The organism is uncultured Allobosea sp. (assembly GCF_945957345.1).
Classification (GTDB): Bacteria; Pseudomonadota; Alphaproteobacteria; order Rhizobiales; family Beijerinckiaceae; genus Allobosea.
The window spans coordinates 108,619-134,554 of record NZ_CAMFKW010000004.1 but is presented as its reverse complement, the minus strand read 5'-3'; the positions used below and the strand labels follow the sequence as shown (position 1 = coordinate 134,554).

Here is a 25,936-nt window from a genome sequence, read left to right as displayed (position 1 = left end):
GCGATGTCGACTCAGGCGGCCTCGGGCCGTGGCTTGATCGGCGGCTTCACATCCGCTGGGATCGGGCAGACATAAGGCGTCCGCGTCGTCCGCTCCTGATGGTCCTTCTTGGCGCGCGCCAGCAGCGTCTCGTCGCTGATCACGTCGACCGCCGTCGCCGCCATGATCTTGGCGGCATGGACCATGCCCTTGTGCGCCGCCGGCGCCTTGCCTTGCGCCGTGATCTGCCAGGAATGGCCAGGCGTGCCGATCGCATGGGTCGCGACCCGCGCCTGGATGGTGGGAACCTTCCAGCTCACGTCGGCGACATCGGTCGAGCCGATCATCGGCACGCCGCGCGTGCCCTGCGGCACGACGAAATCGCAGAGCGGCGTGTCCTCGCGCGGCGCGATACCGGTCTTGCGATAGTCGTTGAGGATATCGGCCGGGCCGAGCGTCGCCTGGATCTGCGCCGCATACGCCTTGTCGGCAGCATCGAACGGCACCGGGCCGAGCCGGTCGATATTCGCGAACATAGCGTCTTCGAGCGGCGTGTTGCCGAGCATGTTGGAGACCGCGCTCATGATCGAGATCGAGACCGTCGTCTCGGTCATCAAGGCCGCGCCCTCGGCGATCTTCTTCACGCGCTCGTTGAGTTCCAGCATGCCGGCGAGGTCACGCGCCCGGATGGCGTAGCGCACCTTGGCCGAGGCCTGCACGACGTTGGGCGCGATGCCGCCGGCATCGAGATAGGCATAGTGGATGCGCGCGTCGGACGGCGCATGCTCGCGCATGTAGTTGACGCCGACATTCATCAATTCCACTGCATCGAGCGCCGAGCGGCCGAGATGGGGCGCCGCCGCCGCATGCGAGGCGCGGCCGGTGAACTGGAAGTCCATCCGGGTATTGGCGAGCGACATGGCGTCGTCGACCTTGGTCATCGAGGACGGGTGCCAGCTGATGGCGACATCGACATCGTCGAAAGCGCCGGCCCGCACCATGAAGGCCTTGGCCGCGCCGCCCTCTTCCGCCGGGCAGCCGAAATAGCGCACGCGCCCCGGCCGGCCGGTCCTGGCGAGCCAGTCCTTCACCGCGGTCGCCGCCAGCAATGCGGCCGAGCCCAGCATGTTGTGGCCGCAGCCATGGCCGTGACCGCCGGCCTCGACCGGCTTCGGCTCGGCGATATTGGCCTCCTGGCTCAAGCCGGGCAGAGCATCATACTCGCCGAGGATCGCGATGACCGGGCCGCCCTCGCCTGCCTCGCCCATCACCGCCGTCGGAATACCTGCGACATTCTCGGTGATACGAAAACCCTGCTCCTTGAGCATCGCGATATGCTCGCCGACCGAGCGATACTCGGTATAGGCGATCTCGGGCATGCCCCAGACGCGGTCGCTCAGCGCCTCGAAGGGCTGCCGCTTGGCATCGACCAGCTCCCAGATGATCTCGGAATTCTGCATGGCTGGTTATTCCTTCTACAAATGCTCTCGCAGGAAACGGGCCACGCCGCCGAAGACGGTGCGCCGGTTCTCGATCCGGGCGAAGCCATGGCCCTCATGCGGGATGCGCAGATACTCGACCGGACGGCCGAGGCCGCGCAGCACCGAATAGACCATCTCGCTCTCGCCCGGCGGCACGCGCGGATCGTCGAAGCCCTGCGCGACGAAGAGCGGCACGCGGATACGGTCGAGCTTGTGGATCGGCGAGAAGCGGATCAGGTTCTCGCGGTCCGCGACCGGATCACCGTATTCCACCGCGCGCAGATAGCGACGCCACGGCCCGGTCGTTTCAAGCAGCGTCAGGAAATTGGCGATGCCGTAGAACTCGATCCCGACCTTCCACAGCTCCGGCTGCTCGGTCAGCGCCGCCAGCACCATGAAGCCGCCATAGGAGCGGCCATAGACGGCGATGCGGTCATCATTCACGTCAGATTGCTCACGCAGCCACAGTCTCACCGCCTTGAGGTCGGCGACGCTGTCCATGCGCAGATGCTTGTCGTCGAGATGGTGGTAGCTGCGGCCATAGCCGGTCGAGCCGCGCACGTTCGGCGCGATCACCATGATGCCCTGGCTCAGGAAGAATTGCAGGTCGGCCCGGAAGATCGGCGTCCACTGCGCCTCCGGCCCGCCATGCACGACGACGACGGCCGGATAGCCGCCTTCCGGCGCCTTCCCGCGCGGCCGGTAGACGAAGAACGGCACTTCGAGACCATCGAAGCTCTTGGTGCTAGCAACCGTTGGTTCGACAAATGTAGCCTGATCGAGCCCGGCCTTCGAGGCATCGGTCAGGCGCTTGACCTGCTTCGTCGCGATATCGAAGCGCCAGATATCCGGCGAGGAGGCCGAGCCGTCGAGCGGGAAGACGAGCCCCGAACCATCCGGCAGCCAGGCGACTGATCCGATCGAGCCGGCCGGAAACCCCTCGACCTCGAACTCGGTCCCGCCGGCGATATCGCGCACAAAGATGCGGTTCCAGCCGCGGTCATTCGCGACATAGGCCAGGCGATTCTGGTCCGGCGCCAGCGCCACCGCCTCGATATCCTGCCCGTCGCGCGCGACGATCCAGCTCAGCGCGCCGTCAGCCGCCGAGCGGAAGCCAACGCTGAGAAACTCGCGCCCCTGGTCGGTGATCGTGAAGAAGCCGCTGCTGTCCTTCTTCATCCGGTTCGCGGCATAGCGGGCGCGGCCCTCATGCGGCAGCAGGGTCTCGCGCGCCCCGCTTTCGAGATCGAGCCGGTAGAGGTCCTGATCGTTCATCGCATGGGTGGCATCGGCGACCAGCAGCGAGCGTCCATCCGGGAAGAAGGCCACAGCCTCGCGATATCCGCTGCCCTCGAAGACGCGCCGCGCCGCCCGCGTCGCCATGTCCATCACATAGATGTCCATGTGCTCGCGGTCACGCGCGTTGGACGCGAACGCGATGCGCTGCCCGTCCGGCGCCCAGCAGCCCCAGACATGCACCACGGTCGGATCGTCAGTCAGCGGCTGGGGAACGCCGGAGGCGCCCGGCACGAGCCAGAGCTGGTGCCGCTCGTCGCCGCCGCAATCCATCGTGAACAGCAGGTCGCGGTTCTTCGGGTTGAAGGCGATCGCGCCGACCGGCTCCGGCATGTCGGTCAGGCGCCAAGGCGCCCCACCAGCGAGGGGCTTAAGCCAGATCTGGTGCGTGCCGCTCTCGTCGCTGAGATAGGCGAGCAACTCGCCATCCGGCGCGACGGCCGGGCTCTTGGCGCTGCGGATTTCGAGATAGGGCTCGATGCCCAGGCGGATCTGGCTGGCGGCTTCGTACATGGTCGTTCCTTCAGGCCGCGAGGGCCAGCATGGAGTCGCGCAGGCGATCGGTCGCATCGCGCAGCGCCAGCGACAGGGCCGGCGCGCTCGGCGTCGCCGCGTGATTGGCCTCGGTCACGATGGTGAAGCGGGCCTCGGGCCAGGCTGTCTTCAGCTTCCAGGCCGTGCACATCGGCGTCACGATGTCGTAGCGCCCCTGCACGATCTCCGCCGGCAGATGCCGGATGCGCGAGACGTCGCGCAGCAACTGGCCGGGGTCGAGGAAGGCGCCGTTGACGCAGTAATGCGTGAAGATGCGCGCGAGCGCCAGCGCGGCGTCCGGCTCGGTCAGGGCCGCGACATGCTCGGCATCGGGCAGGAAGGTCTGCGTCTTCCCGGAGAAGGTCCGCAAGGCGACCGCCGCTGCGATCTGCTGCTCGCGATCAGGGCCGGTCAGGCGACGATAATAGGCGCGGAGGAGATCGCCCCGCTCTGCTTCCGGCACGAAAGCGGCGAAAACCTCCCAATGATCCGGGAAGATCGTACGCGAGCCGTGGAACCACCAGTCGATCTCGGCGCGCTCGGCCATGAAGATGCCGTGCAGGCGGAAGCCGAGGCAGCGCTCGGGATGGGCCTGGCCATAGGCGAGGCCGAGGCAGCTCCCCCAGGAACCGCCGGCGACCAGCCAGCGATCGATGCCGAGATGCTCCCGAATGCGTTCGAGATCGGCGATCAGCGTTTGGGTGGTATTGCCTGCGAGTTGCGCCAGAGGGCTGGAGCGTCCCGCCCCGCGCTGGTCGAAGGTCACGATCTGGAAGGCGGATGGGTCGAAGGTCTTGCGCTGTGCGGGCTTGGTGCCACCGCCCGGCCCGCCATGCAGGAAGACGACGGGAATGCCGTCGGGATTGCCGCTGAGATCGACATGAAGCTCATGCCCGTCGCCGACCGGCAGCCGCAAGGACCGATAGGGTTCAACCGCCTCGTAGAGGGCGCTCTGATCGTCTGGCACACCGGGCTCCGCCGAACCGGAGCGCCATGACGCTCCCTAGAGACCGGCAGGATGGCATGCCCGAAGCGCCGCTGGCTAATGCATTCGCGGCGCATTGTTATGACGATCCAGAATAGATTGACACCTTCAGCGGCAACGACACCCGACCTTCCCCAAACCCGACGGCCGACGCAAGCGCAGCGTTTGACGTATGTCTGAGTTGCTGTATACAGCTCTATAGCTCGATAACGGGAGAAGATCGGGATGGCACTCAGCATCGTTCGTGCGGCCCTTGCCGCGGCAACCCTCAGCCTGATCGCGCCGGCGGCGCACGCCGGCCCGGTGCTCGACAAGGTCAAGGAAGACGGCAAGATCATCTGCTTGGTGAACCCGAATTCGCCGGGCTTCTCGGTTCCCGACAGCGCCGGCCGTTTCCAGGGCTTCAATGTCGAGTTCTGCCGCATGGCCGCCGTCGCGATCTTCGGCGACGCCACCAAGGCTGAATTGCGCGGCATCGGCTTCTCCGACAGCCTGAAGGCGATCATTAGCGGCAGCGCCCATATGGCCTCGCGCGGCATCACGGCGACCGGCACGCGCGATGCCGACCCCGGCGTCGCCTTCGTCACCACCACCTTCTATGACGGCCAGGGCTTCATGGTGCCCAAGAGCCTCGGCATGACCAGACTCGCCGACTTGTCGGGCGCGACGATCTGCGCCGAGGAAGGCTCGACCACCCTGCTCTACCTCGCCGACTGGTTCGGCGAGGCGAAGCTGCCCTACAAGGTCGAGAACATCGCCGACAAGACCGCCCGCCTCCAGGCCTTCTTCTCCGGGAAGTGCGACGCCGTCGCGAGCTCGATCTCGGCGCTTGCTGCCGACCGTCTGCTGGCGCCGAAGCCGGACGACTACGTGCTGGTTCCCCAGCGCTCGGCGACCGAGCCGCTCGCGCTCGTCTCCCGCCCCGATACCGAGCTGCAGAAGACCCTGTTCTGGGGCGTTCAGATCATGGTCGCGGCCGAAGAATTCGGCCTGACCTCCGGGAACGTCGAAGCCAAGCTCGCCGCGCTCAAGGACCTGCCGGTCGACACCCAGCGCCTGATCGCGCCGAACGGCCCGACCGCCGACATGGCCAAGAAGCTTGGCCTGCGCCCCGACTGGGCCTTCCAGATCATCAAGCAGGTCGGCAATTACGGCGAGGTCTTCGAGAAGCATATCGGCAAGGCTTCCCCGCTGGCGATGGACCGCGCCCAGTCGCCGAACCGCCTCGCCCGCGACGGCGGCCTGATCTTCTCCTATCCGGTTCGGTAAAGCTCTCGACCGAGATACCTGAACCGAGCCCTTCCAGAGCGATCCGGGAGGGCTTTTTGTTTGCGATGGCTCAACACTGTCATGCGTTCCAGAGTGGACAATCCTCGCAGCAATCCGCTTCATGAAAGCGACGGGCACCGCATCTCCCGATGGCGGGAGAGCCGGGCGGAGGGGCGCATGGCTGAGGGGATTGCCTGGGTCGAGCCGCCGGGCCTTGCCGGGGCGATCGGCATGCTGCCGCTACCCGGCCTCGTCATCGCCTCGCGCGGCGAGCGCTTCATCGACGGCGCCTTGCAGGAGGAAGTGCTGGACACGCTCGCGGCGCGACAGACGGCGCTGCTGGTGATCCTGCTCGATGACGGCGAATGCGATCCCGACGAGATCGAGGATTTGCGCCACGCCGCCGAAGCACGATCGATCACCCTGCTCAGCGCCCCGATCGCCGATTTCTCAGCGCCCGACCCGCGGCTCGACTGGCCCGCCCTGATCGAGCACCTCGCCGGCGAGCTACGCCAGGGGGGCCGGATCGCCTTTTGCTGCCTCGCGGGCTATGGCCGCTCGGGCATGATGGCGGCAAGGCTACTCATCGCGACAAGCTCGACGCCGGAAGCCGCGATCATGGCCGTGCGGACGGCAAGGCCCGGCGCGATCGAGAGCGAGGAGCAGGTCGCCTATTTGCTCTCCTGCACGCCGTAGCGCGCCAGCATCCGTTCAAGATGGGCTGCATGCAGCCGGAACAGCTCCGGCGCTGACAGGCTTCCCGATTGTCCGGCAACCGCCGCGATCTCCTCGACCAGCAGCGCATGCATTGCCGCAGGCTCCTGCTTCAGCCAGCCGATCCAGCTTCGGGCAGTGCGGAAGAAGATGGTGTCGTCCATCTGCCGGAGCGCCTCGTCGCCGATCAAGGCGTTGCGGACCTCGTGATGCGTCCGCCAGACGTCCCATGCCTCTTTCAGGGACGAGTCCGGCTTGAGCAGCCCGGCCAGCGCCTGCAAGCGGGCATAATCGGAGCCGAGCGTCGAGGGCAATTGGAGCGGGATCAGGTCGGCGATCAGGCGCGTCAAGCCGATGCGGAAGCGCAGCATGTCGGCCGATTGCGGGCCGACATAGGAGACGATCGTGCCGACACCGTTGCGGGTCTCGGCGAGCTGCTCGTAGACGAGGCGCTGCAAGACCTGCCGGATCGGCGTGCGGCTGACGCGGAATTCCGTCGCCAGCGCCGTCTCGTGGATGACATGGCCTTCGTCGTACTCGCGCAGGCAGATGCGGTCGCGCACGATCTCGAAGATCACGTCATTGCGCGAGCGGACCAACTGGCGCAGCTGGCGCGTATCCGAACCGGCGATATCGACCGTCATCGTCTCTCTTCCTGCCTGCCTTGTGCTTAGAGCATCGCTCGCAAGGCTGGCCAATTCTTTTGTCGATAGCCGCAATCAGTGCGCCTTGACGGCGCCATGGCCCAGCCGCCGGGCGCGCTCGGAAATCAGCCAGCAGCTGATGAAGTAAAACAGGCCGATCGCCAGGTTGGCCTCCAGCGAGTAGGCCTGCCATTGCGGGTCGGCATAGGCCATGCGCGCGGTCGAGAGCAGGTCATGCATGCCAACGATCGCGACGAGCGAGGTGTCCTTGAAGCTGCCAATGATCGAATTGGTGATGCCCGGGATCGCCGTGCGTAGCGCCTGCGGCAGCACGATCAGTCGGATGCGCTGCGCCGACGAGAGGCCGAGGCTCGCCGCCGCTTCGGTCTGGCCCTTCGGCAGGGCCTGCAAGCCACCCCGCACGTCCTCAGCGAAATACGCCGCATAGAATAGGGTGAGCACGATCAGGATCGCCGCGACCGGCTCGATCGCCGCGCCGCGCGACAGAAGCAGCGGCAGGATGAAGATGCCGGCGAACAGCACCGCGACCATCGGGATCGCCCGGACGGCCTCGATATAGCCGACGGCGAACAAGGAAAGCCCGCGCTGGCCCGACCAGCGCGCCAGCGCCAGCGCGACACCGAGCGGAAAGGCCGCCGCCATGCTGAAGGCCGAGAGGAAGAGGATCAGCGGCAGGCCATTCCAGCGATGGGACTCGACCACGGGAAGGCCGGCAACACCGCCGCGCAGCAGCAGATAGGAACAAGTGCCGGAGACCACCACAAGCACAGCTCGCCCGGCGACGCCGATCGGCGTCTTCGCGAAAGCGAGGATGGCCGCGATCATCACCCCGCTCGCGAGATAGGCGCGCCAGCGCTCGGGCTCGGGATAGGTCCCGGTCAGGACGAGATGGACCTTCTCGCGCAGGAAGGCCCAGCAGGCGCCGCTCGCTGCTGCGCACTCGGCCCGGCTGCCGGAGAAGGGCACGGCCTCGACCACACCCCAGCTCAGCGCCTTCGCCACGAAAGTCACGATTCCGTAGAGGACGAGGCCGGTGAGCAGCGCGTTCCACCAGCTCGAAAACAGGTTCGACCGCAGCCAACGCCCGGCTGCGACGAGGCGGCGGCTCTGCGGCAGCCCAGCGACGGGGACAGCCTCGGCGAGCGAGCTCATCTCAGCGCCCCCTGATGCGGAAGACATGGTTGCACCAGTTGACCCCGGCCGAGATCAGCAGGTTCGCGACCAGGAAGAACAGCGCGACCAGCGCCATCAATTCGATCGGCCGGAAAGTCTGGTTCACCGAGGTGCTGACGACGCTGAGCAAGTCGGAATAGCCGATCGCCAGCGCGATCGAGGTGTTCTTCAGCAGGTTGGAATACTGGTTGCCGAGCGGCGGCGTGATGACGCGCAAGGCTTGCGGCAGCACGATCAGGCGCATCGTCCGCAGCCGGCTTAGGCCCAGCGCCAGCGCCGCCTCATGCTGGCCGCGCGAGGTCGCCAGGATGCCGCCCTCGACGATCGCACCGATCTGCCCGCCATGATAAACCGAAAGCGCCAGGACGAGCGCGGCGAATTGCAGGGATAAGCCGATGCCGCCGCTGACATTGAAGCCGGTGAGCTTCGGCACCGACCAGCCGATCTGTGCAACTCCCGACAGAATGAGTCCGGCATAAAGCACAAGCCCCGCCACCAGCACCGGCAGGGCGACCGGCCGGCGCTGCCCGGTCGCGTCCTGATGCAGCTTCACCGCCCGCGCCCAGAACGCCCAGCCGACGAGCCAGAAGCTGACAGCGAATCCTAAGGCGAGCCCGCCATGCCCGATCACCGGCGACGGCAGGGCGAGCCCGCGATTGCTCAGCATGGCGCCGAACGGGCCGATCCAGGCCGCCTTGATATGCGGCAGGCCGCGGACCAGCGCGACATAGAGCGCGATCACGATCAGGAGCTTCGGCAGGTTGCGCAGCAACTCCACATAGAGCCGCGCGAGGTTGCGCACGAGCCAGTTCGCGCTGGTCATGGCGATGCCGACGACGAGGCCGATCGCGCTTGCCAGCACCAGCGTCACCGCCGCAGCGATGAGCGTGTTGAGGATACCGACGAGAAGCACGCGCGCGTAGGTATCGCGCGGCGTATAGGCGATCAGGCTCTCGCTGACGTCGAAGCCCGCCTGCTGCCAGAGAAAGGAGAAATCGATCTCCATCCCCGCCGCCGCGAGATTGGCTGAGACGTTCCGCGCTCCGAGCACACCGATCCCGACGAGCCCGAGCAGGACGACCAGCGGCCAGGCGAGCCCTTGCAGGCGCTCGCGCAAGGGCGCGCCCGGCGGTGGCGGACTCGGCGGCTTGAGCGCACCTGCCGCGAAGGCCTGGCCGACCGGCGCGGACACGGATCCGATCTCACTGGCAGGGTCGCGTGTGGACAGCATGATGATATAGCTGTACACAGCTATATCATCATGTCAATTGGCGAGGCCTGAGGCCTTGCCACACAACGCAAGTGTCGTTTCGCGCGAAGACGATGCGGCAGGTAGAATGCCTTGCTGCCCCCCCTCTGGAGGATTGTTTGCACACCCCGGCGCCTTCCGTTTCCCGTCTCGACTTGTCCGGCTTCGCCGGCGCGCTCCTGCTCGGACCCTGCCCCGGCCGGCGCAAGGAGACGCTCGATGAGGCCGCATTGCAGGCGGCTTTGGCGGAAGATCTGTCGCGGCTTGCGAAGATGGGCGCGACCGGCGTCCTCAGCCTCGTGGAAGCCAAAGAGCTTCCGGACGGCTTCGCCGCCGCCACACGCACGGCCGGGCTGGAATGGATCCATCTCCCCATCCCAGATTACGGCGTGCCGGATGCGGGTTTCATGGCCGGCTGGCGCAGACTAGACCTGGCCCGCCGCCTTCGCGAAGGCCAGAGTTGGGCGATCCATTGCCGCGCCGGCCTCGGCCGCACCGGCACCATTGCCGCGCTGCTGCTGGTCGAGAACGGGGCAAGCGCGGCAAACGCGATCGCATCGATCCGCCGCGAGCATGACGCTGCCGCGGTCGAGACGCAGGCTCAGGCCGATTTCCTGATCGCGCAGGAACAGGATGCAGTCAGGCGTGCAGGGGCACGACGCGCGCCCTGACCCAAGGCCCCGGAGGCATAGCCGAAACCTTCCATGATCGGCGTGCGGCGAGCCCGTGCCCTGCCGTTTGCTACCGCGGCAAACCTGTTAGGCTGCTCTTCGTCCATGAGTCGAACAGCAAACAGGAACAGACGCCGTGCCGATGCCGACCCGACCGACCTCCCCAGGCGAAGCACGATCACCGAGCCCGTGATGGAGGATCGCGTCAACGCCTTCGTGCCCGGCCCGCGCATCCGCATTTCCGGCCGGCAAGGCGGGCCGCTCGCGGGCCTCACTTTCGCGGTGAAGGACCTGTTCGACGTCGCAGGCACGCCAACCGGCGGCGGCAACCATGACTGGGCCATGTTCAATCCCATCCCGGAGCGTCATGCCTGGGCGGTGCAGACCCTGCTCGATGCCGGCGCCGAGCTGGTCGGCAAGACCATCACCGACGAGGTCTCGCTCGGCATCCTCGGCGAGAACGCCTTCGACGGCACGCCATTGAACACCGCCGCGCCCGACCGCGTGCCGGGAGGCTCTTCCTCGGGCTCGGCCGCCGCCGTCGCCGCCGGGCTCTGCGACACTGCATTGGGCACGGATACCGGCGGCTCGATGCGCGTGCCCGGCAGCTTCTGCGGACTCTACAGCATCCGCCCGACCCATGGCCGGCTCGACCTGACCGGGCTGATGCCGCAGGCGCCGAGTTCGGACACCGCCGGCTGGTTCACCCGCGATGCCGCGACCTTCGCCCGCGTCGGCACGGCGCTGCTCGGCGAAGCTCCCGGTCCGCTGCCGACGAAGCTGCTCGTCGCCGTCGACGCCTTCGGCTTCGCCGACCCGGCGGTGGCAGAGGCGCTGCAGCCGATGGTCGAGCGGCTCGCTCGCGTACTTGGCACCACGCCGCGCGACGAGATCATGGCGCCGCAGGGCCTCTCCGTCTGGGCGCGAGCGCAGCGCAGCTTGCAGCCGGTGGAGGCCTGGCAGACCTTCCGCCCCTGGATCGAGCGCGACAACCCGCGCATGGCCTTCACCGTCGCGGCCGGGCTGATTGCCGGCTCGCAGGTTCCGGCATCCGAGCAGAACTGGGCCGCGCTGATGCGCGAGGAGGCTCGCGCCCGCCTGCGCTACCTGCTTCCGCCAAGCACCATCCTGTGCCTGCCGACGACACCCTTCCCCGCGCCCTTGCGCGGTCTGCCGATGCCGGTTCTCAGGCCGATGCGCGACCGCATCACCAGCCTTTGCGCCCAGGGCGGGCTCGCCGGCCATCCGCAGGTCAACCTGCCCGGCGCCCTCGTCGACGGTGCGCCAATCGGCTTGTCCATCATCGGCGCGCGAGGCAGCGATGCCAGCCTGATCGCCGTCGCACAGGCCATGGAGGCCGCATCATGACCGACTTGACCCCGAACATTCCCGAGATCGTGGCGGAGATTAGCGCCCTCTTCGAGGCTTACGAGCAGGCGCTGATCGACAAGAATGTCGATGTCCTCGACGCCTCGTTCTGGAACAGCCCCTACACGATCCGCTACGCGCTGCACGAGAACGGCTACGGCTTCAAGGAAATCCATGGCCACCGTGTCGCCCGGCCGCCCGGCCCCGGCATCAAGGAAAAGCGGATCCGGCTGGAAATCCTGACGCTGGGCCGCGACATCGCCACTGTGAACCCGGAGTTCAAGGTGCGCGGGCACGATGTCGTCGGCAGGCAGAGCCAGAGCTGGGTGCGTTTTCCGGATCTGGGCTGGAAGGTCGTCTCGGCCCATGTCTCGACGATGGAGGGACCGCGCCCCTGGTAGGCGCAATCCAAGACCTCAACGCTTGCGGACGAATTCCGTCCGCAGCACGAGCCCCTTGATCGTGTCGTGACGGCAGTCGATCTCCTCGACGTTTTCCGTCAGGCGGATCGAACGGATGACCGTGCCCTGCTTCAGGGTCTGGTTGGCACCCTTCACCTTGAGGTCTTTGACCAGCACGACGGAATCGCCGTCGGCGAGCACGTTGCCTGCGGCATCGCGCACGACCGGCGCAGCGATTGCCGCTGCCGTCTACTTCACTTCCGAGGCCGGGCGCCATTCGCCGGTCGCCTCGTCATAGATGTAATCGTCGTCGGACATGTCTTTCCCGTCTTGCCGCCGGGCACTCGCCATCGGCCCGGTCCGGCGGGGTTACACGATGCCCGGCGACTTCGCCAAATCGGCGAGCTCAGGCCACCCGCTTCAGCGCGGCCCGCAGCGTCTCGACCATCTCGCCGATCTGGCCTTCCTCGACGATCAGCGGCGGCGACAGCGCGATGATGTCGCCGGTGACGCGGATCAGCAGCCCCTTCTCGAAGCAGTCGACAAAGACCTCATAAGCGCGGGCGCCGGCAGCACCGTCGCGGGAGGCGAGCTCGATGCCGGCCACGAGGCCGAGATTGCGGATATCGACCACATGCGGGGCATCGCGCAGCGAATGCATCGCATTCTCCCAGGCCGGCGCCAGCGTCGCCGCCCGCGTCAGCAGGCCTTCGGCCGCGTAGATGTCGAGCGTGGCGAGGCCTGCCGCGCAGGCGACCGGATGACCGGAATAGGTGTAGCCGTGGAACAGCTCGATCATGCCCTCCGGCCCGGTCATCAGGCCGTCATGCACCTTGCGGCTGGCGAAGACCGCGCCCATCGGCACCGCGCCGTTGGTCAGGCCCTTGGCCGTGGTCATCAGGTCCGGCATCACCCCGAAGTAATCGGCGGCGAAAGGCGTGCCGAGACGGCCGAAGCCGGTGATGACCTCGTCGAAGATCAGCAGGATGCCGTGCTTCGTCGCGATTTCGCGCAGGCGCTGCAGATAGCCCTTCGGTGGCAGCAGCACGCCGGTGGAGCCGGCCATCGGCTCGACGATAACGGCCGCGATCGTCTCCGCACCATGCAAAGCGACCAGCCGCTCGAGATCGTCGGCAAGCTCGGCGCCATGCTCGGGCAGGCCGTGGGTGAAGGCGTTGCGGGCGGGATCATGGGTGTGGCGCAGATGGTCGGTGCCCGGCAGCTGCGGGAAAACGCGGCGGTTGTTGACGAGGCCGCCGACCGAGATGCCGCCGAAGCCGACGCCGTGATAGCCGCGCTCGCGCCCGATCAGGCGGGTCCGCGTGCCCTGGCCGATGGCGCGCTGATAGGCGACCGCGATCTTGAGCGCGGTGTCGACCGATTCCGAGCCAGAGCCGGTGAAGAACACGCGGTCGAGCTTCGCCGCACCCTCGCCCGGCGCGATGGCACCGAGCCGCTCGGCGAAATCGAACACGATCGGATGGCCCATCTGGAAAGCCGGCGCGAAATCGAGCTCGGCGATCTGGTGCGAGACGGCCTCGCTGATCTGCCGGCGGCCATGGCCGGCATTGCAGCACCACAAGCCCGCCGTGCCGTCCAGGACCTTGCGGCCGTCCTCTGTGGCGTAGTGCATGCCGCTGGCGCTGGCGAGCAGGCGCGGGGCCTGCTTGAACTGCCGGTTCGCCGTGAACGGCATCCAGAAAGCATCGAGCGAGCGGGCGTTCTGCAGCGCGGACGGCTTGGTGTTGACGGTCATGACGGCCTCCCTGTGTCGCCCGTCAGTGCTCATGTTTTCGTCTTCGCAACAAGTCTGTTTCAGTGATTGCTTAACACCTTGAAAAATTTGAGGCGATCTGGGAAACGTTTGAAATCGAGAACATCAGGAACAGGCCTGCGATGAATATCGATGTCGGAGCCCGGCTCAGATATGTCCGGATGCAGCGCGGCCTGTCGCAGCGCGCGCTCGCCAAACAAGCCGGCGTGACCAATTCCTCGATCTCGCTGATCGAAGCCAACGAGGTGAACCCCTCGGTCGGCGTGCTCAAGCGCATCCTCGACGGCCTTCCGATCAGCCTCTCTGAGTTCTTCGCCTTCGAGCCGGAGAAGCCGCGGCAGGTCTTCTACCAAGCCGAGGAGCTGGTCGAGATCGGCAAGGGCGGCATCTCCTTCCGCCAGGTCGGCGAAAACCTGTTCGGCCGCGCGCTCCAGATCATCAAGGAGCGCTACGAGCCCGGCGCCGATACCGGCCGCGTGATGCTGACCCATGAGGGAGAGGAAGGGGGCGTCGTCATCAGCGGCCGCATGGAGCTGACCGTCGGCGAGGAACGCCGCATCCTCGGCCCCGGCGACGCCTATTATTTCGAGAGCACCCGCCCGCACCGTTTCCGCTGCGTCGGCCCGGTTCCCTGCGAGATCGTCAGCGCCTGCACCCCGCCGACTTTCTAGGGCGCTATCGATATTTGGCTATAGCCGGTGCAAGCCACACCCTTGTCATTCCGGGGCGCGCCGCAGGCGTGAACCCGGAATGACAACGCGGGTCGCCACGCCGCATCATTCGATTCCTGCATGATAATAATTGGATGATTTAATTTGAAAATCCGAGAGAGCGTCTCATCATAATGCCCGAACAATATAACAATTCCGGGGCATAATACTTCGACTCCCTTTGACGATGCCTATGCCGTCGACAGTCGAAGCTGCCGACGCATAGCCTCGCGATCCCGGTCGAAGCCAGACAAATCACTCGGCAACACCAGGGACGAAACATGAATAGGCGCGATTTCCTGAAGCTCGCCGCGCGGTCGGCTGTCTTTACGCAGCTGGCCCCGTTCTTTACTGCCCCGGCGTATGCCGCCGGCAAGAAGGAACTCCGCTACATTCCCGAGGCGGACCTGAACATCCTCGACCCCGTCTGGAGCACCTCGACCATCGTCCAGGTCTACGGCCATCTGGTGTTCGACACGCTCTACGGCTTCGACAAGGACTACAACGTCCACCCGCAGATGGCCGAGGGCCACGCCATCTCGGACGACAAGCTGCAATGGACGATCAAGCTGCGCGACGGCCTGCAGTTCCATGACGGCAAGCCAGTTCTCGCCAAGGATTGCGTCGCCAGCATCAACCGATGGGGCAAGCGCGACTTCATGGGTGCGGCCCTGCTCGGCGTGGTCGACACGATGACCGCGGTCGACGACCGCACGCTTCAGTTCAAGCTCAAGAAACCCTTCCCGCTGCTGCCGATGACGCTGGCCACCAGCGGCTCGAACATGCCGGCGATCATGCCGGAGCGCATCGCCAACACGTCGCCGACCGAGCAGATCCGCGAGAGCATCGGCTCCGGCCCCTATCGCTTCGCCAAAGACCAGTGGGTTTCCGGCTCGAAGGCGGTCTTCGAAAAATTCGCCGGCTACAAGCCGCGCAGCGACGCGTTCCCGCCGACCTATACCGCAGGCCCCAAGATCGCGCATTTCGAGCGCATCGTCTGGAACATCATCCCCGACGCCTCGACCGCTGCCGCCGCCCTCCAGGCCGGCGAGATCGACATGATCGAGATGGTCGGCGCCGATTTTCTGCCGGTGCTCAAGGCCGATCCCAATATCAAGCTCTTGCCGCGCACGACGCCGAATTTCGCGGTGATGCGCTTCAACCATCTCCAGCCGCCCTTCAACAACCCGGCGATCCGGCGCGCGCTGCTCAAGGCCTTCGACCAGAAGGCGATCATGGCCGGCACCTTCGGCGAGGAGAACAAGGAGTTCTGGCAGTCCGGCGTCGGCTTCTTCAGCCCGGATTCGCCTATGGCGACCGATGTCGGGCTCGACGTCTTCACTAGCCCGCGCGACATCAAAAAGGCCGCCGAGGAGATCAAAGCGGCCGGCTACAATGGCGAGCGCGTCGTGGTGCTCGATCCCGTTGATTATCCTTGGACGCATCCCTGCACGCTGCTCGCCGCCGACACGCTGAAGCAGGTCGGCCTCAACGTCGACATCCAGGCGATGGACTGGGGCACACTGATGCAGCGTCGCCTCAGCAAGGAGCCATCGGACAAGGGCGGCTGGAACGTCTTCCTCACCGCGCTGTCGGGCATGAGCAACTTCAACCCGGTCGGCCATATCGGCCTGCGCGGCAACGGCAACGAAGCCTGGGTCGGCTGGCCGACGGCGCCGCGCCTGGAGGAGCTGCGCCAGCAATGGCTCGATGCGCCCGATGAAGCCACGCAGAAGAAGATCTGCGAGGAGATCCAGAAGCAGGCGCTGATCGACGTGCCCTATATCCCGCTCGGCGGCTTCGCCACCGTCAGCGGCTACCGGAGCAACATCACGGATATCCAGCTCCAGCGGCCGCTCTTCTTCACGATGACGGCCAAGGGCTGAGACCGGCCCTATGCCCTTCCCCCGCCGCATACCTACGCAAGCGGGTATGTGGCCCGAATGCCTCCACGGGGAGTCAAGCTCGGTACGCCCCACTCTCCGTGGACAACTCGCCCCGCCGCGCGACACCGGCGGGGCGTCTTTTATGCCGACGGCTGCGACGATCTGATCCTATGGTCAGGCAGTCAAAGCCGTCATCGACGTTGAGAAGCCGGCATAGGCCGGTCTGGAAGAAGGAGACGCCTCGTGTCCGATACCCTCTTGATCCGGAATGTCCGCCCGGCCGGCGGCGCCGCGACCGATGTGCTGGTCCGCGACGGGCGCATCGCGGCGATCGGCGCCGGTGCGAACGGCGGCGACACGAGCTGCGATGCCGGCGGGCGCCTGATGATCCCCGGCCTCGTCGAGGCCCATACCCATCTCGACAAGAGTTTCTGGGGCATGGGCTGGCACAAGCACACCGCCGGCCCCGCCCTGATTGACAAGATCGAGACCGAGCGCCGCAACCGCCGCGAATTCGGCATCGACGCCGACCGCCAGTCCGGTCGCCTCGTCGCCCAGATGGTCAAGATGGGCACCACCCATATCCGCAGCCATGTCGATATCGACACCGAGACCGGCCTCGCCGGCATCGAGGGCGTCATGGCCATGCGTGAGCGGCTCAAGGACGTGATCGATGTCGAGATCGTCGCCTTCGCACAATCCGGCCTGCTGATCCGGCCCGGCACGCTTGAGTTGGTCGACCAGGCGATGGCGATGGGCGCCGAAGTCGTCGGCGGCCTCGATCCCTGCGCCGTCGACCGCGACCCGAAGGGCCATCTCGATGCGATCTTCGGCCTCGCCCAGAAATACGGCCGCCCGCTCGACATCCACCTGCATGAGCGCGGCGAGATGGGCGCCTTCTCGATGGACCTGATCCTGGAGCGCATCCGCGCGCTCGGCATGCAGGGCAAGGTCGCGATCAGCCACGCCTTCTGCCTAGGCATGCCCGATGTCGACCATGCCCGCCGCCTGATCGACGAGCTCGCCAAGGAGCGCGTCGCGCTGGTCACCACGGCGCCCGCCTCCTCGCCGGCTCCCGCGGTCATGGCCTGCCTCAAGGCCGGAATCGTCATCGCCGGCGGCTCGGACGGCGTGCGCGACAGCTGGAATCCCTATGGCATGGGCGACATGCTGGAGCGCGCGACGCTGGTCGGCCTGCGCAACAATTTCCGCCGCGACGAGGAGATGGAGCTGGCGCTCGACGTCTGCACCTATCAGGGCGCCAAGGTGATGGAGATCGCGGATTACGGCGTCGCGGTTGGCTGCAAGGCTGATTTCGTGATCCTGCCAGGCGAGACCGTCTGCGAGGCCATCGTCGAGCGCCCGGCCGACCGCACGGTCGTCAAGCGCGGCAGGATCGTCGCCCGCCATGGCGAATTGACCCAGCCGATCGCCTGACGGGCCGATCCTGCCTCCGTACATGGGCGCGTAAAAAAGGGCCACCGGTTATCCCGGCGGCCCTTTTCAGCACATTTTACGGAAGCCAGTTCATCTCCCTCGGAAACACGCCGTTATCCCGGACTTGATCCGGGATCCATGCCGGAACATTTCCGATAAAGGTTCTGGCATGGATCCCGGGTCTGCGCTTCGCTTCGCCCGGGATGACTGCGTTCTTTGAAGGCGCGAGAGGCCCGGAAAAACCTCAAGCCGCCGCCGCGAAAGCCTCGTCGGAGACGATCTGGGTGCCGGCCTCGCCGCGCAGCGCCGCAACCGCGTCCTCAATGCGCGCCACGATGCAGCGCCGGCCGCCGCCCTCGATGAACTGCACGGCCGCATCGACCTTCGGCCCCATACTGCCGGGCGGGAAATGCCCCTCTTCATGCAGGCGCTTGATCTCCGACAGGCTGACGCGGTCGAGGAAGCGCTGCTCCGGCTTGCCGAAATGCACGGCGATGCGCGGCACGGCGGTCAGGATAATCATGTCCTGGATCCCCAGCAGATTCGCCATCTTGGCGGTGGTGCGGTCTTTGTCGATCACGGCCTCGACGCCATGGCTCTGGCCGTCGGGCTGGCGCACGACCGGCACACCGCCGCCGCCGCCCGCAATCACCACCGCGCCGCGCTCCGCCAGGATCTGCACGAGGTCGAAATCGACGATGTGCTGCGGCAGCGGCGAGGGCACGACATGCCGGTAGCCACGGCCGGAATCCTCCTTCATCAGCCAGCCCATCTCGGCGCTCAGCGCCTTCGCCTCCTCCTCGGAGTAGAAATAGCCGATCGGCTTCGACGGGTTCTGGAAGGCTGGGTCGTTCGGGTCGACCTCGACCTGCGTCAGCACGCAGGTCACCTCGCGCGGATTGCCCTTGGCGCGCAGCGCGTTCTCCAGCGCCTGCGTCAGCAGATAGGCGATGCCGCCCTGGCTATGGGCGACGCAGATGTCGAGCGGCATCGGCGCGACGCGCTGACGGGCGATGGCATGGCGCAGCAGCATCTTGCCGACGACCGGCCCGTTGCCATGGGTGATGATGAGCTGCGAGCCGAGCTCCATCAGCGGCAGCAGGGCCGCGCCCGTCTCGGCGGCGAGCTTTTCCTGCTCCTCGGCCGTGCCGCGGATGCCCTCGGGATGGATGGCGTTGCCGCCGATGGCGATGATCAGGCGATCCGGAACGGCGTCGATCGAAGTCATGAATCCTCCTCCCACGCGCCGGCCGGCAGGTCGCGACGCATGCTGTATTGTTCGTTGGCGTGGAACGCGGGCCGCTTGGAGACGGCCCGCGGCAGTCTTCAGGCCGCGACGCTTTGGTCGGTGATGCCTTCCTGACGCGCGAAAGCTAGCAGAGCCTTCTCGAAAGCCTCCATCGGCGGATAGGTGATGCCGGCGCCGATCATGCCGATGCCGGCTTCCTTATGGGCGATGGCGGTGTTGATGACGGGCATGATCCCGGTCTGCAGCACCTTGCGCATGTCGATGCCGGTCGGCACGCCCTTGAAGTTGAGCAGGGGCACCGTGACGTTCGGGTTCTCGGCCGTGGTGATTTCGGCCATGCGGACCGAGAAGCCGATGGCCTCGTCGACCGTGCCGCCGACGAGCGGCACGATGGCCGGGGCCGCCGCCATGGCGAAGCCGCCGATGCCATAGGTCTCGGTGATCGCGCTGTCGCCGATATCGAGGCCGGAATCCTCCGGCTTGTAGCCGGCGAACATCGGACCGATGACCTTCTGCGCCGGGCCGGTGAACCAGGTGAAGCCCGGTACGCCGCTGATGCGGATGCCGAACTCGACACCATTGCGGCACATGGTCGTCAGGATGGTGGAATGTTCGACGCCATGGGCAGCGTCGAGCGCGCATTTGCACATCGCCATCCAGGTCGGGCCGGAGAAGTAGTCGCTGCTGGCGACGAAATCGAAGGCCTCGCGCTTCTGGGCCGTCGTGAACGAGGTCTCCAGGATGAAGGGCGCGAGCTTCTGGATCAGGATCGTCGTGCCCGCCACATTGCGGTTATGGCACTCGTCGCCCATGTGCAGTGCCTGCGAGAGCAGCAGGCGCAGGTCGATCTCGCCGGCGATCTGCATGGCTTCGCGCAGGATCGGGCCGAGAACGTCGCGCATCCAGTTCAATCGGGCGATGACGGTCTCGTCATTGGCGCCCATGCGCAGGATCTTGGAGAGCTGCTCGCTGAGATTGGTGTAGGCGACGTTGCCATAGGTCTTGTTCTTGACGATGTGCATGAACATCGAGGCCGAGGTCACGCCAGCCATCGAGCCCACGCAGTTATGCTCGTGGCAGGGAGAGAAGGTGATCTCGCCGGAAGCCGCCAGCGCCGCCGCCTCCTCCAGGTTCTTGGCCAGCCCCTCGAAGACCAGCGCGCCGGTAACCGCGCCCTTCATCGGGCCGGACATCCGCTCCCAGGTGATCGGCGGGCCGGCATGCAGGATGGTGGTCTTGGTCATCCCGGGCACAACCTCCAGCGCCGGACCGAAGCCGACCAGCACGGGTTGCGACTTCAGGATGCGCTCGACAGCCTCCTGGTTCGCCTTCGCGATGCGGGCCGCGATCTCCGGGCGCGCCAGCGCTTCGAGCGCGTCGATCAGTTCAGGCTTGCCGCCGGCCGGCGGGCGCCAGTCGAGATGGACGGCGGTGCCGCCCTGCTTCTCGATGTCGTCCTTGAACATTTCGAGGCCGACATTGATGACGCTGACCTTGCTGAACAGGTCGTTGATGCTGGACATGATCAGTTCTCCTTGGAGACGAAACCGCGCGCCAACAGGCCGGCATTGGTGCAGCTGCTGGCGATGGTGACGCCGACTTCCGAAAGCTTGGCCGTCTGCTCGGCGAGCGACTGGCTGTCGAGATCCGTGCCGAGGACATAGCCGAGGATCTCGAGATGGCGGCCTTCCGCCGCCGCGATCTGCTTGGCTTCGACCAGGGCGGGGATCATCACGCCGGCCGGGTCCTCATGGGCGCCGTAGCCGAGGATGAAATCGAGCACGATGACGCCGACCGACGGGTCGCGCGCCTCCTGCACTAATCGCGCAAGGCGCTGGGAGGGATCGATCATCGGGTGCGGCCGACCACGTGTGAAGTCGTCGTCGCCGAAATCGATGAAGGTATGCTCGATGCTGGTGGAGACGTCCTTCAGCTTGCGCGCCGGGTCCTTGGCGATGTTGCTGTAGACGTTGTCGTAGCTCTCCTTGGCGATCAGCATCATCTCCTCGCAGAGCGTACCGCCGCAGAGCAGCGCGCGGATATAGCGCTGCTCCGGCTTCAGTTTGGCGCGGGTCTCGGCGATCAGCGGCAGGTTGAGCGCCCGCTTGTTGATCTCCCCCTCCTTCTTGCCGCCGAGGATGACCGCCTTCAGCGCGGCCTCCTTGGTGGTTTTGCCGAACTGGAGACCGGCCTTGGTGACGGCCTCCTCCGGGCCGCCGAGCAGGCAGGCCACGACCGGCTTGCCGCAGGCCGCAGCAGCCGCCAGCACCTTGTCCTGCACCGATTTCGCGGGAGGCTTGGAGACCAGCACGATCACCTCGGTCGCCGGATCGCGGGCGAGCGCGTTGATGCCGTCGATCATCATGATGCCGCCGACCTTCTCGTTGAGGTCACGGCCGCCGGTGCCGATGATCTGAGTGATGCCGCCGCCGAAATCATGGATACGGGCCGCAACCTCCTGGCTGCCGGTGCCGGAGGCGCCGACGATGCCGATATTGCCGGCGCGCACCGCATTGGCGAAGCACAGGCCGATGCCGCCGATATAGGCGGTGCCGCAATCCGGCCCCATCATCAGCAGGCCCTTGTCATGGGCGAGCGTCTTGAGGGCGACCTCGTCCTCGATCGAGACGTTGTCGCTGAACATCATGACATGCAGGCCGCTCTCCAGAGCGCGGCGCGCCTCGCGGCTGGCGAACTCGCCGGCCACCGCGATGATCGCGAGATTGGCGCCGGGCACATGGGCGACGGCGGACTCGATCGTCGCGTAGTTCATCTTGCGGCCGCTCTCGCTGCCGCCCTTCTGCTTGAACAACTCGTCGATCTCGACCAGTGCCTGTTCGGCGATCTCGTCGGACGCCGAGCGCACCACGATCATCAGGTCGCCGCTCTGGGCCTCTGCCGCCTCCGGCGTCAGCATGCCGACGTTCTGGAGCACCTCCTTGTTCATGGCGGTGCCCATGCCGATCATCGCCTGGTCGACACCGGCGACGGCATTGGCCCGCCCGGTCACCGACATCAGCGAGACCGAGTCGAAATACGTGTTCCGCTTAATGGCGGTCTTGATGGCCATGATTCCAGTCTCCGTTGTCAATGAGCGACGCCAGCCCGCGGATGACGCCGAAAGCGATCTCGGTCCCGGATGAGGAGCCGATCGCGAGAACCTGTGCGAGCGCGGGCGAGACGGGCTCCGCCGTCGCGCTGCCGAGCACGATGACGAGACGCGCCACCCGCTCCCGGACTTCGCCGCGCGCCGCCTTGGCGATCGCCGCATAGCCGATCGGATTGGTCGCGGTCTTGGCGAGCCTGATCACGCCGAGCGCGAAGGCATCGCTGCGAGTATCCCCCAGCCGCCGGCAAAGCGCGCGGGAAGCCAGCAGCCCGGTGAGAAAATCGTCGCCCGAAGGCGTTAGCCCCGGCCCGAGGCCGAGGAGCCGGCCGGCATGCGCCAGGGCCGCCTCGGTATCGCCCCGCCCCAGCGCCAGCACGAGCCCGTCCGCACCTTCATGCAGCATCCGGGTCGTCAGCCGCGCGATCTCGGTATCGGCCATGCCCTCGATGAAGCCGCCGGGGGTGCCGTTGCGCCAGATCGCCGCCTCCGCTTCCAGCAGCCGACGGCGCAGCAAACCGGTCGTGCAATGCTTATCCGGCACTGGCGTGCGCCAAGTCGTGGCTCCCGCGACGCTGACCGTTGCCTTCCCTGCTATGGCGAGGCCGCCGCCTCCGGCCCTGACACTATCACCCTGGCAGATGCCCATGGCGAGGAAATCATCCGCCGCGACAACCAGCGAATTCGGCCCGTCATCCAGTTCGTCCGTGACGAGCGTGTGCAATTCGCCATCGGCCAGGCACGCGATATTGACCGCCCGGCGGAAGGCGCTGTGGACCACGCCGACGAAGGCCGCCCCGTTCACGCGCGCCAGGAAGGCGCCGTCGCCGGACCTTGCCTGCACGGTGACATGCGCGCGCATCGCGGCCGGACCGGTCGGACTTAGCTGGCGCGGGCGGCCGGAGGCCGACCCGCCGCAGCGAGCACAGCCTGCGCCTCCGCCTCGCGCCCAAGCAGCCGCAGCGACTGCGCTTTGTGCTGGCGGTAGAGCGGGTTGCCGGGATCGGACGCGATCGCGATCTCGATAGCGCTGATCGCCTCTTCATGACGGCCGAGCGAGCGCAGGCTGTTGCCCTTGTGGAAGGCGAAATCATAACGGCCGGGATCGCGCGCGAGCAGCTCGTCCATCACGGCGACGGCAGCCTCGTGGCGGCCGAGTTCGCGCAGGTAATTCGACTTGTGATAGCGCAGGAACCGCGCCTTCGGCTGTTTCGCGATACCTGCGTCGAAGGCCGCCAGCGCGGCTTCCGGCTGCTTCATCGCCCGCCAGGCATAGGCGATGTAGAAATGGAACTCGATCGCCTCGGCGTTCGCGGCCAGAACGGCCTCGAGGGCGCGGATCGCCTCTTCGTTGCGACCGAGCTCGTAGAGGTAATAGCCCTTGTAATAGGCCAGGTCGGGATCGCCGGGATGCTGTGCAAGCGCGGCCTCGACGATGGCGAGCGCTTCCTCGTAGCGCTCCGCCTTCTCGGCCTGCTTCGCCTGGCGGATCGCCGTTGCGCCCGCTCCAGCCGCAGCGCCTTCTCCGCGAAAAATCTTCAGGACGCGTTCCTGGCCGAGCGCCTGCGCATGCTCCAGCGAGGACTTGCCGTCGCGGTCCCTAAGGTTCTTGTCGGCGCCGGCCTGGACCAGAGCTTCGATCACGTCGCCATAGAGCCTGCCGCCATCGCCGAGGATCACCGCTTCGAGCAGGGCCGACCAGCCAAGGTCGTTGGCGCGGTCCACCGGGATCCCCGCCGCCAGGCAGACCCGCACGGTCCGCAAAAAGCCCTTCTCGCTCGACGGCAGCAGCGGCGTGCCGCCGAAACGGTTGACGCTGTTGCGATCGGCGCCCGAGGCGATGGCGAGCTTGAGGATTTCGTTGAAGCCGTTCGCCCCGGCGCAGAGATAGGGCGAGAGCATGGTGATGTCGCGGGCATTGACGTCGCTGCCGGCCGCGATCAGGCGCCGCGCCAGCGGCAGATTGTTCTTTTGCGTCGCCGCCATCAGCGCGGTGCGGCCGGCCTCGTCCTTGGCGTCCACCTTGGCACCCTCCGCGAGGAGGCGCTCGATGGCGGCCATGTCGCCCTTGTCGGCGGCAGCGATCAGAGGCGGGTTGGCGGACGGGGCGTTCATCGGGTCTTCCTGTGGATCGGTGGTGCAGCGTCCGGACGGACGCTGCGAAGGGCATGAAGGGCAATGGCGGCGCGAGTCCACCCCGTGCGAGCGGGCGCGCGCCGCAGGCTCATGCCTTGCTGGCCTGGGCGGCAGCGCCGGAGTCGGCCTGCATCGAGCGGTCCGTCTCACGCAGATTGAGGTAGTGCTTGAGCACGAACACGCCCGCGATCATGCAATAGGCATAGACCAGCGGCATCGCCTGCGGCTGCGCGAAGCCGACCGCCGGAGCGTGGATCACGCCGAACAGCGTCAGGAAGCCGCCGACCAGCGCCGCGACCGCGCCGCGCATCGGCTTGTCGGTGATCGCGAAGATCGTGATGCAGCCCCAGGTCATGCTGCTCAGCGGCGCGCCGTTCCCGAGATTGGACAGGCCGAGATAGTAGACGCCCTTCTTGGAGAGCGCCTCGACGCCGACGGTCTTGGCGGCGGTGCCGGCGGCGCCCAGCGTGTTGTTGACCAGCGTCAGCGCCCAGTTGGCGATCCACGGGAACATCGTGACAAAGATCACCGGTACTTCGTCGCGCGGCGACTCGCGCACCACCTGATTGGCCGTAACCACGCCGATATAGACGAGGATCGGAACGACCGCGACCATCGGGATCAGCGCCAGCAGGAAGGCCCCCAGCCCGAACAGCGAGATCAGGAACATGCTCAGGCCGGTGAAGAGCGTGTAGCCGGTGCCGGCGCCAATCGATTTCCAGCCGGCGTGGCCGATATAGACGGTGACCGGGAACGGGTTGCCGAACATCGCACCGAGCGTCGAGGACAGGCCGTTGGCCATCATCACCTGACGCGTCGGGTAGGGGTCGCCGGCGGCATGCGCGCTCTCGATGTTCTCGAGGTCGAACACATAATTGGCGAGGCCGAGCGGCACGGCCGAGGCGAGATAGGGCAGCGCATGCGGCAGGCCTTGGAGGAAGTTCGAGATATGCAGCGTCGGCGGGTTGAAGCCGAAGGTCGCCAGCGAGTTCTTGATCTCGGCAGGGCTCTGCAGGCCGAAGACCCAGGCCAGCGCCGTGCCCGAGGCGAGCAGCAGGAAGCCGGTCGGGACCTTCGGGAAGATCGGCTTCTTGCCGAACCAGTTCAGGAAGATCAGCGCGAGCACCACGAAGGCGACGGTCGGCGTCTCGAAGGACTGCAGCATCGGATTCATGGCGAGCAGCAGCAGGCCGAGCCCGGCCAGGCAGGAGAGCAGGACGGTGCGCGGGATCGTCTTGCGGATGGTCTCGCCGAGGAAGGAGCCCAGCGCCAGGATCATTGCCTCGACGAAGCACCAGACCAGCGCGATCTGCAGCGCGAACTCGGCATCCTTCGTCTGGAGATAGACCGGCAGAATGACGAGAAAGGTCACCGTGAAGATCGATGGCGCGCTCGGGCCGGAAGGCAGCGCGGTCACGTCCGCGCGGCCGGTTTCCTTGACGAGCTTATAGGCGAAATAGGTGTACCACAGGCTTGCAGCAAAGACGGCGAGACCGAAGGCAGGCGCGATGCGCCCATAGACCATTTCCTTGGGAAAGCCGACGACGAAGAGCAGCAGGCCGATCATCGTCAGGAGATTGGTCAGGTTGTTGGCCAGCAGGCCGAAATAGCCGCCCCAGTCGCCTTTTCGCCAGATAAACGATCTATCCATCGATCTCCCCATCCTCGCGGGCGCGCTCCAGTCCCGCGGAACGCCGCCGTCGCACGATCTTCTTTTGGGGAGAGCCTAGTGAGCCGGCAGCGCCGGAACCATTGCCAAGCCGCCTAAATTGACCGGCCATATTTTATCCCTCATGGATAAAATATGGCCGGCATGGCGATGAGCATCATGCGGTGCCAGGCCACCGCCTTGG

21 protein-coding genes and 1 pseudogene are annotated in these 25,936 nt (G+C 66.4%); 8 read left to right on the top strand and 14 right to left on the bottom strand.

Going from position 1 to position 25,936, the window contains the following annotated elements:
• Positions 1–11: 11 nt before the first annotated feature.
• The 3 genes from Q0Q36_RS03330 to pip are packed head-to-tail and all read right to left on the bottom strand — an operon-like array spanning position 12 to position 4,257.
• Positions 12–1,439, bottom strand: coding sequence for a M20 family metallopeptidase (locus Q0Q36_RS03330; RefSeq protein WP_293795491.1), 1,428 nt, complete (start codon positions 1,437–1,439; stop codon positions 12–14).
• 15 nt (positions 1,440–1,454) lie between these two features.
• Positions 1,455–3,269 (bottom strand): S9 family peptidase, encoded by a 1,815-nt coding sequence (locus Q0Q36_RS03325; RefSeq protein ID WP_293795489.1) that lies wholly within the window; start codon positions 3,267–3,269, stop codon positions 1,455–1,457.
• Positions 3,270–3,279: 10 nt separating this feature from the next.
• Positions 3,280–4,257 carry a prolyl aminopeptidase gene (pip, locus tag Q0Q36_RS03320; protein WP_293795488.1) on the bottom strand — a complete coding sequence of 326 codons (978 nt, stop codon included), beginning with the start codon at positions 4,255–4,257 and terminating at the stop codon, positions 3,280–3,282.
• A gap of 243 nt (positions 4,258–4,500) precedes the next feature.
• On the opposite strand from pip, the gene Q0Q36_RS03315 reads away from it, so the two are divergent.
• Positions 4,501–5,544 carry a transporter substrate-binding domain-containing protein gene (locus tag Q0Q36_RS03315; RefSeq protein ID WP_293795487.1) on the top strand — a complete coding sequence of 348 codons (1,044 nt, stop codon included), beginning with the start codon at positions 4,501–4,503 and terminating at the stop codon, positions 5,542–5,544.
• 177 nt (positions 5,545–5,721) lie between these two features.
• Complete coding sequence (locus Q0Q36_RS03310) at positions 5,722–6,240, top strand: hypothetical protein (RefSeq protein WP_293795485.1); 519 nt, start codon at positions 5,722–5,724, stop codon at positions 6,238–6,240.
• On the opposite strand, the gene Q0Q36_RS03305 is transcribed toward Q0Q36_RS03310, so the two are convergent.
• The 3 genes from Q0Q36_RS03305 to Q0Q36_RS03295 form a co-directional block, all read right to left on the bottom strand.
• Positions 6,216–6,902, bottom strand: a complete 687-nt coding sequence (locus Q0Q36_RS03305) for a GntR family transcriptional regulator (protein WP_293795484.1) — start codon at positions 6,900–6,902, stop codon at positions 6,216–6,218. The two genes, Q0Q36_RS03310 and Q0Q36_RS03305, sit on opposite strands and share 25 nt — an antisense overlap.
• Before the next feature lie 75 nt (positions 6,903–6,977).
• The gene (locus tag Q0Q36_RS03300) at positions 6,978–8,075 is read right to left on the bottom strand and encodes an amino acid ABC transporter permease (RefSeq protein WP_293795483.1); all 1,098 of its coding nucleotides are present in this window, start codon (positions 8,073–8,075) and stop codon (positions 6,978–6,980) included.
• A gap of 1 nt (position 8,076) precedes the next feature.
• Complete coding sequence (locus Q0Q36_RS03295) at positions 8,077–9,288, bottom strand: amino acid ABC transporter permease (RefSeq protein WP_293795482.1); 1,212 nt, start codon at positions 9,286–9,288, stop codon at positions 8,077–8,079.
• A 176-nt stretch (positions 9,289–9,464) separates the two neighbouring features.
• Between Q0Q36_RS03295 and Q0Q36_RS03290 the strand changes: the two genes are divergently transcribed.
• The 3 genes from Q0Q36_RS03290 (at position 9,465) to Q0Q36_RS03280 (ending at position 11,785) form a co-directional block, all read left to right on the top strand.
• Positions 9,465–10,016 carry a phosphatase gene (locus Q0Q36_RS03290; protein WP_293795481.1) on the top strand — a complete coding sequence of 184 codons (552 nt, stop codon included), beginning with the start codon at positions 9,465–9,467 and terminating at the stop codon, positions 10,014–10,016.
• A gap of 192 nt (positions 10,017–10,208) precedes the next feature.
• Entirely contained in the window at positions 10,209–11,384 is a 1,176-nt protein-coding gene (locus Q0Q36_RS03285) for an amidase (protein ID WP_293795479.1), read from the top strand.
• Complete coding sequence (locus Q0Q36_RS03280; RefSeq protein ID WP_293795477.1) at positions 11,381–11,785, top strand: AtzH-like domain-containing protein; 405 nt, start codon at positions 11,381–11,383, stop codon at positions 11,783–11,785. Before Q0Q36_RS03285 ends, Q0Q36_RS03280 begins: the two co-directional genes overlap by 4 nt.
• A gap of 15 nt (positions 11,786–11,800) precedes the next feature.
• Here Q0Q36_RS03280 and Q0Q36_RS03275 read toward each other — a convergent pair.
• Positions 11,801–12,103 (bottom strand): annotated as a pseudogene (locus tag Q0Q36_RS03275) (alkylphosphonate utilization protein).
• 88 nt (positions 12,104–12,191) lie between these two features.
• Positions 12,192–13,541: an aspartate aminotransferase family protein gene (locus Q0Q36_RS03270; protein ID WP_293795476.1), complete on the bottom strand. Its 1,350-nt coding sequence runs from the start codon at positions 13,539–13,541 to the stop codon at positions 12,192–12,194.
• A gap of 140 nt (positions 13,542–13,681) precedes the next feature.
• Here Q0Q36_RS03270 and Q0Q36_RS03265 point away from each other — a divergent pair, with 140 nt between their 5' ends.
• The 3 genes from Q0Q36_RS03265 to Q0Q36_RS03255 all read left to right on the top strand — a co-directional run bounded on the left by Q0Q36_RS03265 (position 13,682) and on the right by Q0Q36_RS03255 (position 17,592).
• On the top strand, positions 13,682–14,230 hold the full coding sequence (locus Q0Q36_RS03265) for a cupin domain-containing protein (RefSeq protein ID WP_293795474.1): 549 nt from the start codon (positions 13,682–13,684) through the stop codon (positions 14,228–14,230).
• A gap of 320 nt (positions 14,231–14,550) precedes the next feature.
• Positions 14,551–16,155, top strand: coding sequence for an ABC transporter substrate-binding protein (locus tag Q0Q36_RS03260; protein WP_293795472.1), 1,605 nt, complete (start codon positions 14,551–14,553; stop codon positions 16,153–16,155).
• Positions 16,156–16,398: 243 nt separating this feature from the next.
• A complete protein-coding gene (locus Q0Q36_RS03255) occupies positions 16,399–17,592 on the top strand; it encodes an amidohydrolase family protein (protein ID WP_293795471.1) in 1,194 nt (397 codons plus the stop codon).
• Between the two features lie 244 nt (positions 17,593–17,836).
• Here the strand turns inward: Q0Q36_RS03255 and arcC are convergent, their stop codons facing one another.
• The 6 genes from arcC to Q0Q36_RS03225 form a co-directional block, all read right to left on the bottom strand.
• Positions 17,837–18,820: a carbamate kinase gene (gene arcC / locus Q0Q36_RS03250; RefSeq protein WP_293795470.1), complete on the bottom strand. Its 984-nt coding sequence runs from the start codon at positions 18,818–18,820 to the stop codon at positions 17,837–17,839.
• A gap of 98 nt (positions 18,821–18,918) precedes the next feature.
• Entirely contained in the window at positions 18,919–20,364 is a 1,446-nt protein-coding gene (locus Q0Q36_RS03245) for a DUF1116 domain-containing protein (RefSeq protein ID WP_293795468.1), read from the bottom strand.
• 2 nt (positions 20,365–20,366) lie between these two features.
• Positions 20,367–21,911, bottom strand: a complete 1,545-nt coding sequence (gene fdrA / locus Q0Q36_RS03240) for an acyl-CoA synthetase FdrA (protein WP_293795467.1) — start codon at positions 21,909–21,911, stop codon at positions 20,367–20,369.
• Positions 21,889–22,809, bottom strand: a complete 921-nt coding sequence (locus Q0Q36_RS03235) for a DUF2877 domain-containing protein (protein WP_293795466.1) — start codon at positions 22,807–22,809, stop codon at positions 21,889–21,891. The genes fdrA and Q0Q36_RS03235 overlap by 23 nt, the downstream gene beginning before the upstream one ends.
• A gap of 20 nt (positions 22,810–22,829) precedes the next feature.
• Positions 22,830–24,062 (bottom strand): tetratricopeptide repeat protein, encoded by a 1,233-nt coding sequence (locus tag Q0Q36_RS03230; RefSeq protein WP_293795464.1) that lies wholly within the window; start codon positions 24,060–24,062, stop codon positions 22,830–22,832.
• 109 nt (positions 24,063–24,171) lie between these two features.
• Positions 24,172–25,734: a regulator gene (locus tag Q0Q36_RS03225; RefSeq protein WP_293795463.1), complete on the bottom strand. Its 1,563-nt coding sequence runs from the start codon at positions 25,732–25,734 to the stop codon at positions 24,172–24,174.
• Positions 25,735–25,936: the final 202 nt, after the last annotated feature.

What these genes read in the sequence shown, in the direction of transcription:
- Q0Q36_RS03330 (WP_293795491.1), bottom strand. Translation starts at nt 1,439, where the DNA reads ATGCAGAATTCCGAGATCATCTGGGAGCTGGTCGATGCCAAGCGGCAG.
- Q0Q36_RS03325 (WP_293795489.1), bottom strand. Translation starts at nt 3,269, where the DNA reads ATGTACGAAGCCGCCAGCCAGATCCGCCTGGGCATCGAGCCCTATCTC.
- Q0Q36_RS03315 (WP_293795487.1), top strand. Translation starts at nt 4,501, where the DNA reads ATGGCACTCAGCATCGTTCGTGCGGCCCTTGCCGCGGCAACCCTCAGC.
- Q0Q36_RS03310 (WP_293795485.1), top strand. Translation starts at nt 5,722, where the DNA reads ATGGCTGAGGGGATTGCCTGGGTCGAGCCGCCGGGCCTTGCCGGGGCG.
- Q0Q36_RS03305 (WP_293795484.1), bottom strand. Translation starts at nt 6,902, where the DNA reads ATGACGGTCGATATCGCCGGTTCGGATACGCGCCAGCTGCGCCAGTTG.
- Q0Q36_RS03300 (WP_293795483.1), bottom strand. Translation starts at nt 8,075, where the DNA reads ATGAGCTCGCTCGCCGAGGCTGTCCCCGTCGCTGGGCTGCCGCAGAGC.
- Q0Q36_RS03285 (WP_293795479.1), top strand. Translation starts at nt 10,209, where the DNA reads ATGGAGGATCGCGTCAACGCCTTCGTGCCCGGCCCGCGCATCCGCATT.
- Q0Q36_RS03280 (WP_293795477.1), top strand. Translation starts at nt 11,381, where the DNA reads ATGACCGACTTGACCCCGAACATTCCCGAGATCGTGGCGGAGATTAGC.
- Q0Q36_RS03270 (WP_293795476.1), bottom strand. Translation starts at nt 13,541, where the DNA reads ATGACCGTCAACACCAAGCCGTCCGCGCTGCAGAACGCCCGCTCGCTC.
- Q0Q36_RS03265 (WP_293795474.1), top strand. Translation starts at nt 13,682, where the DNA reads ATGAATATCGATGTCGGAGCCCGGCTCAGATATGTCCGGATGCAGCGC.
- Q0Q36_RS03260 (WP_293795472.1), top strand. Translation starts at nt 14,551, where the DNA reads ATGAATAGGCGCGATTTCCTGAAGCTCGCCGCGCGGTCGGCTGTCTTT.
- arcC (WP_293795470.1), bottom strand. Translation starts at nt 18,820, where the DNA reads ATGACTTCGATCGACGCCGTTCCGGATCGCCTGATCATCGCCATCGGC.
- Q0Q36_RS03245 (WP_293795468.1), bottom strand. Translation starts at nt 20,364, where the DNA reads ATGTCCAGCATCAACGACCTGTTCAGCAAGGTCAGCGTCATCAATGTC.
- fdrA (WP_293795467.1), bottom strand. Translation starts at nt 21,911, where the DNA reads ATGGCCATCAAGACCGCCATTAAGCGGAACACGTATTTCGACTCGGTC.
- Q0Q36_RS03235 (WP_293795466.1), bottom strand. Translation starts at nt 22,809, where the DNA reads ATGCGCGCGCATGTCACCGTGCAGGCAAGGTCCGGCGACGGCGCCTTC.
- Q0Q36_RS03230 (WP_293795464.1), bottom strand. Translation starts at nt 24,062, where the DNA reads ATGAACGCCCCGTCCGCCAACCCGCCTCTGATCGCTGCCGCCGACAAG.
- Q0Q36_RS03225 (WP_293795463.1), bottom strand. Translation starts at nt 25,734, where the DNA reads ATGGATAGATCGTTTATCTGGCGAAAAGGCGACTGGGGCGGCTATTTC.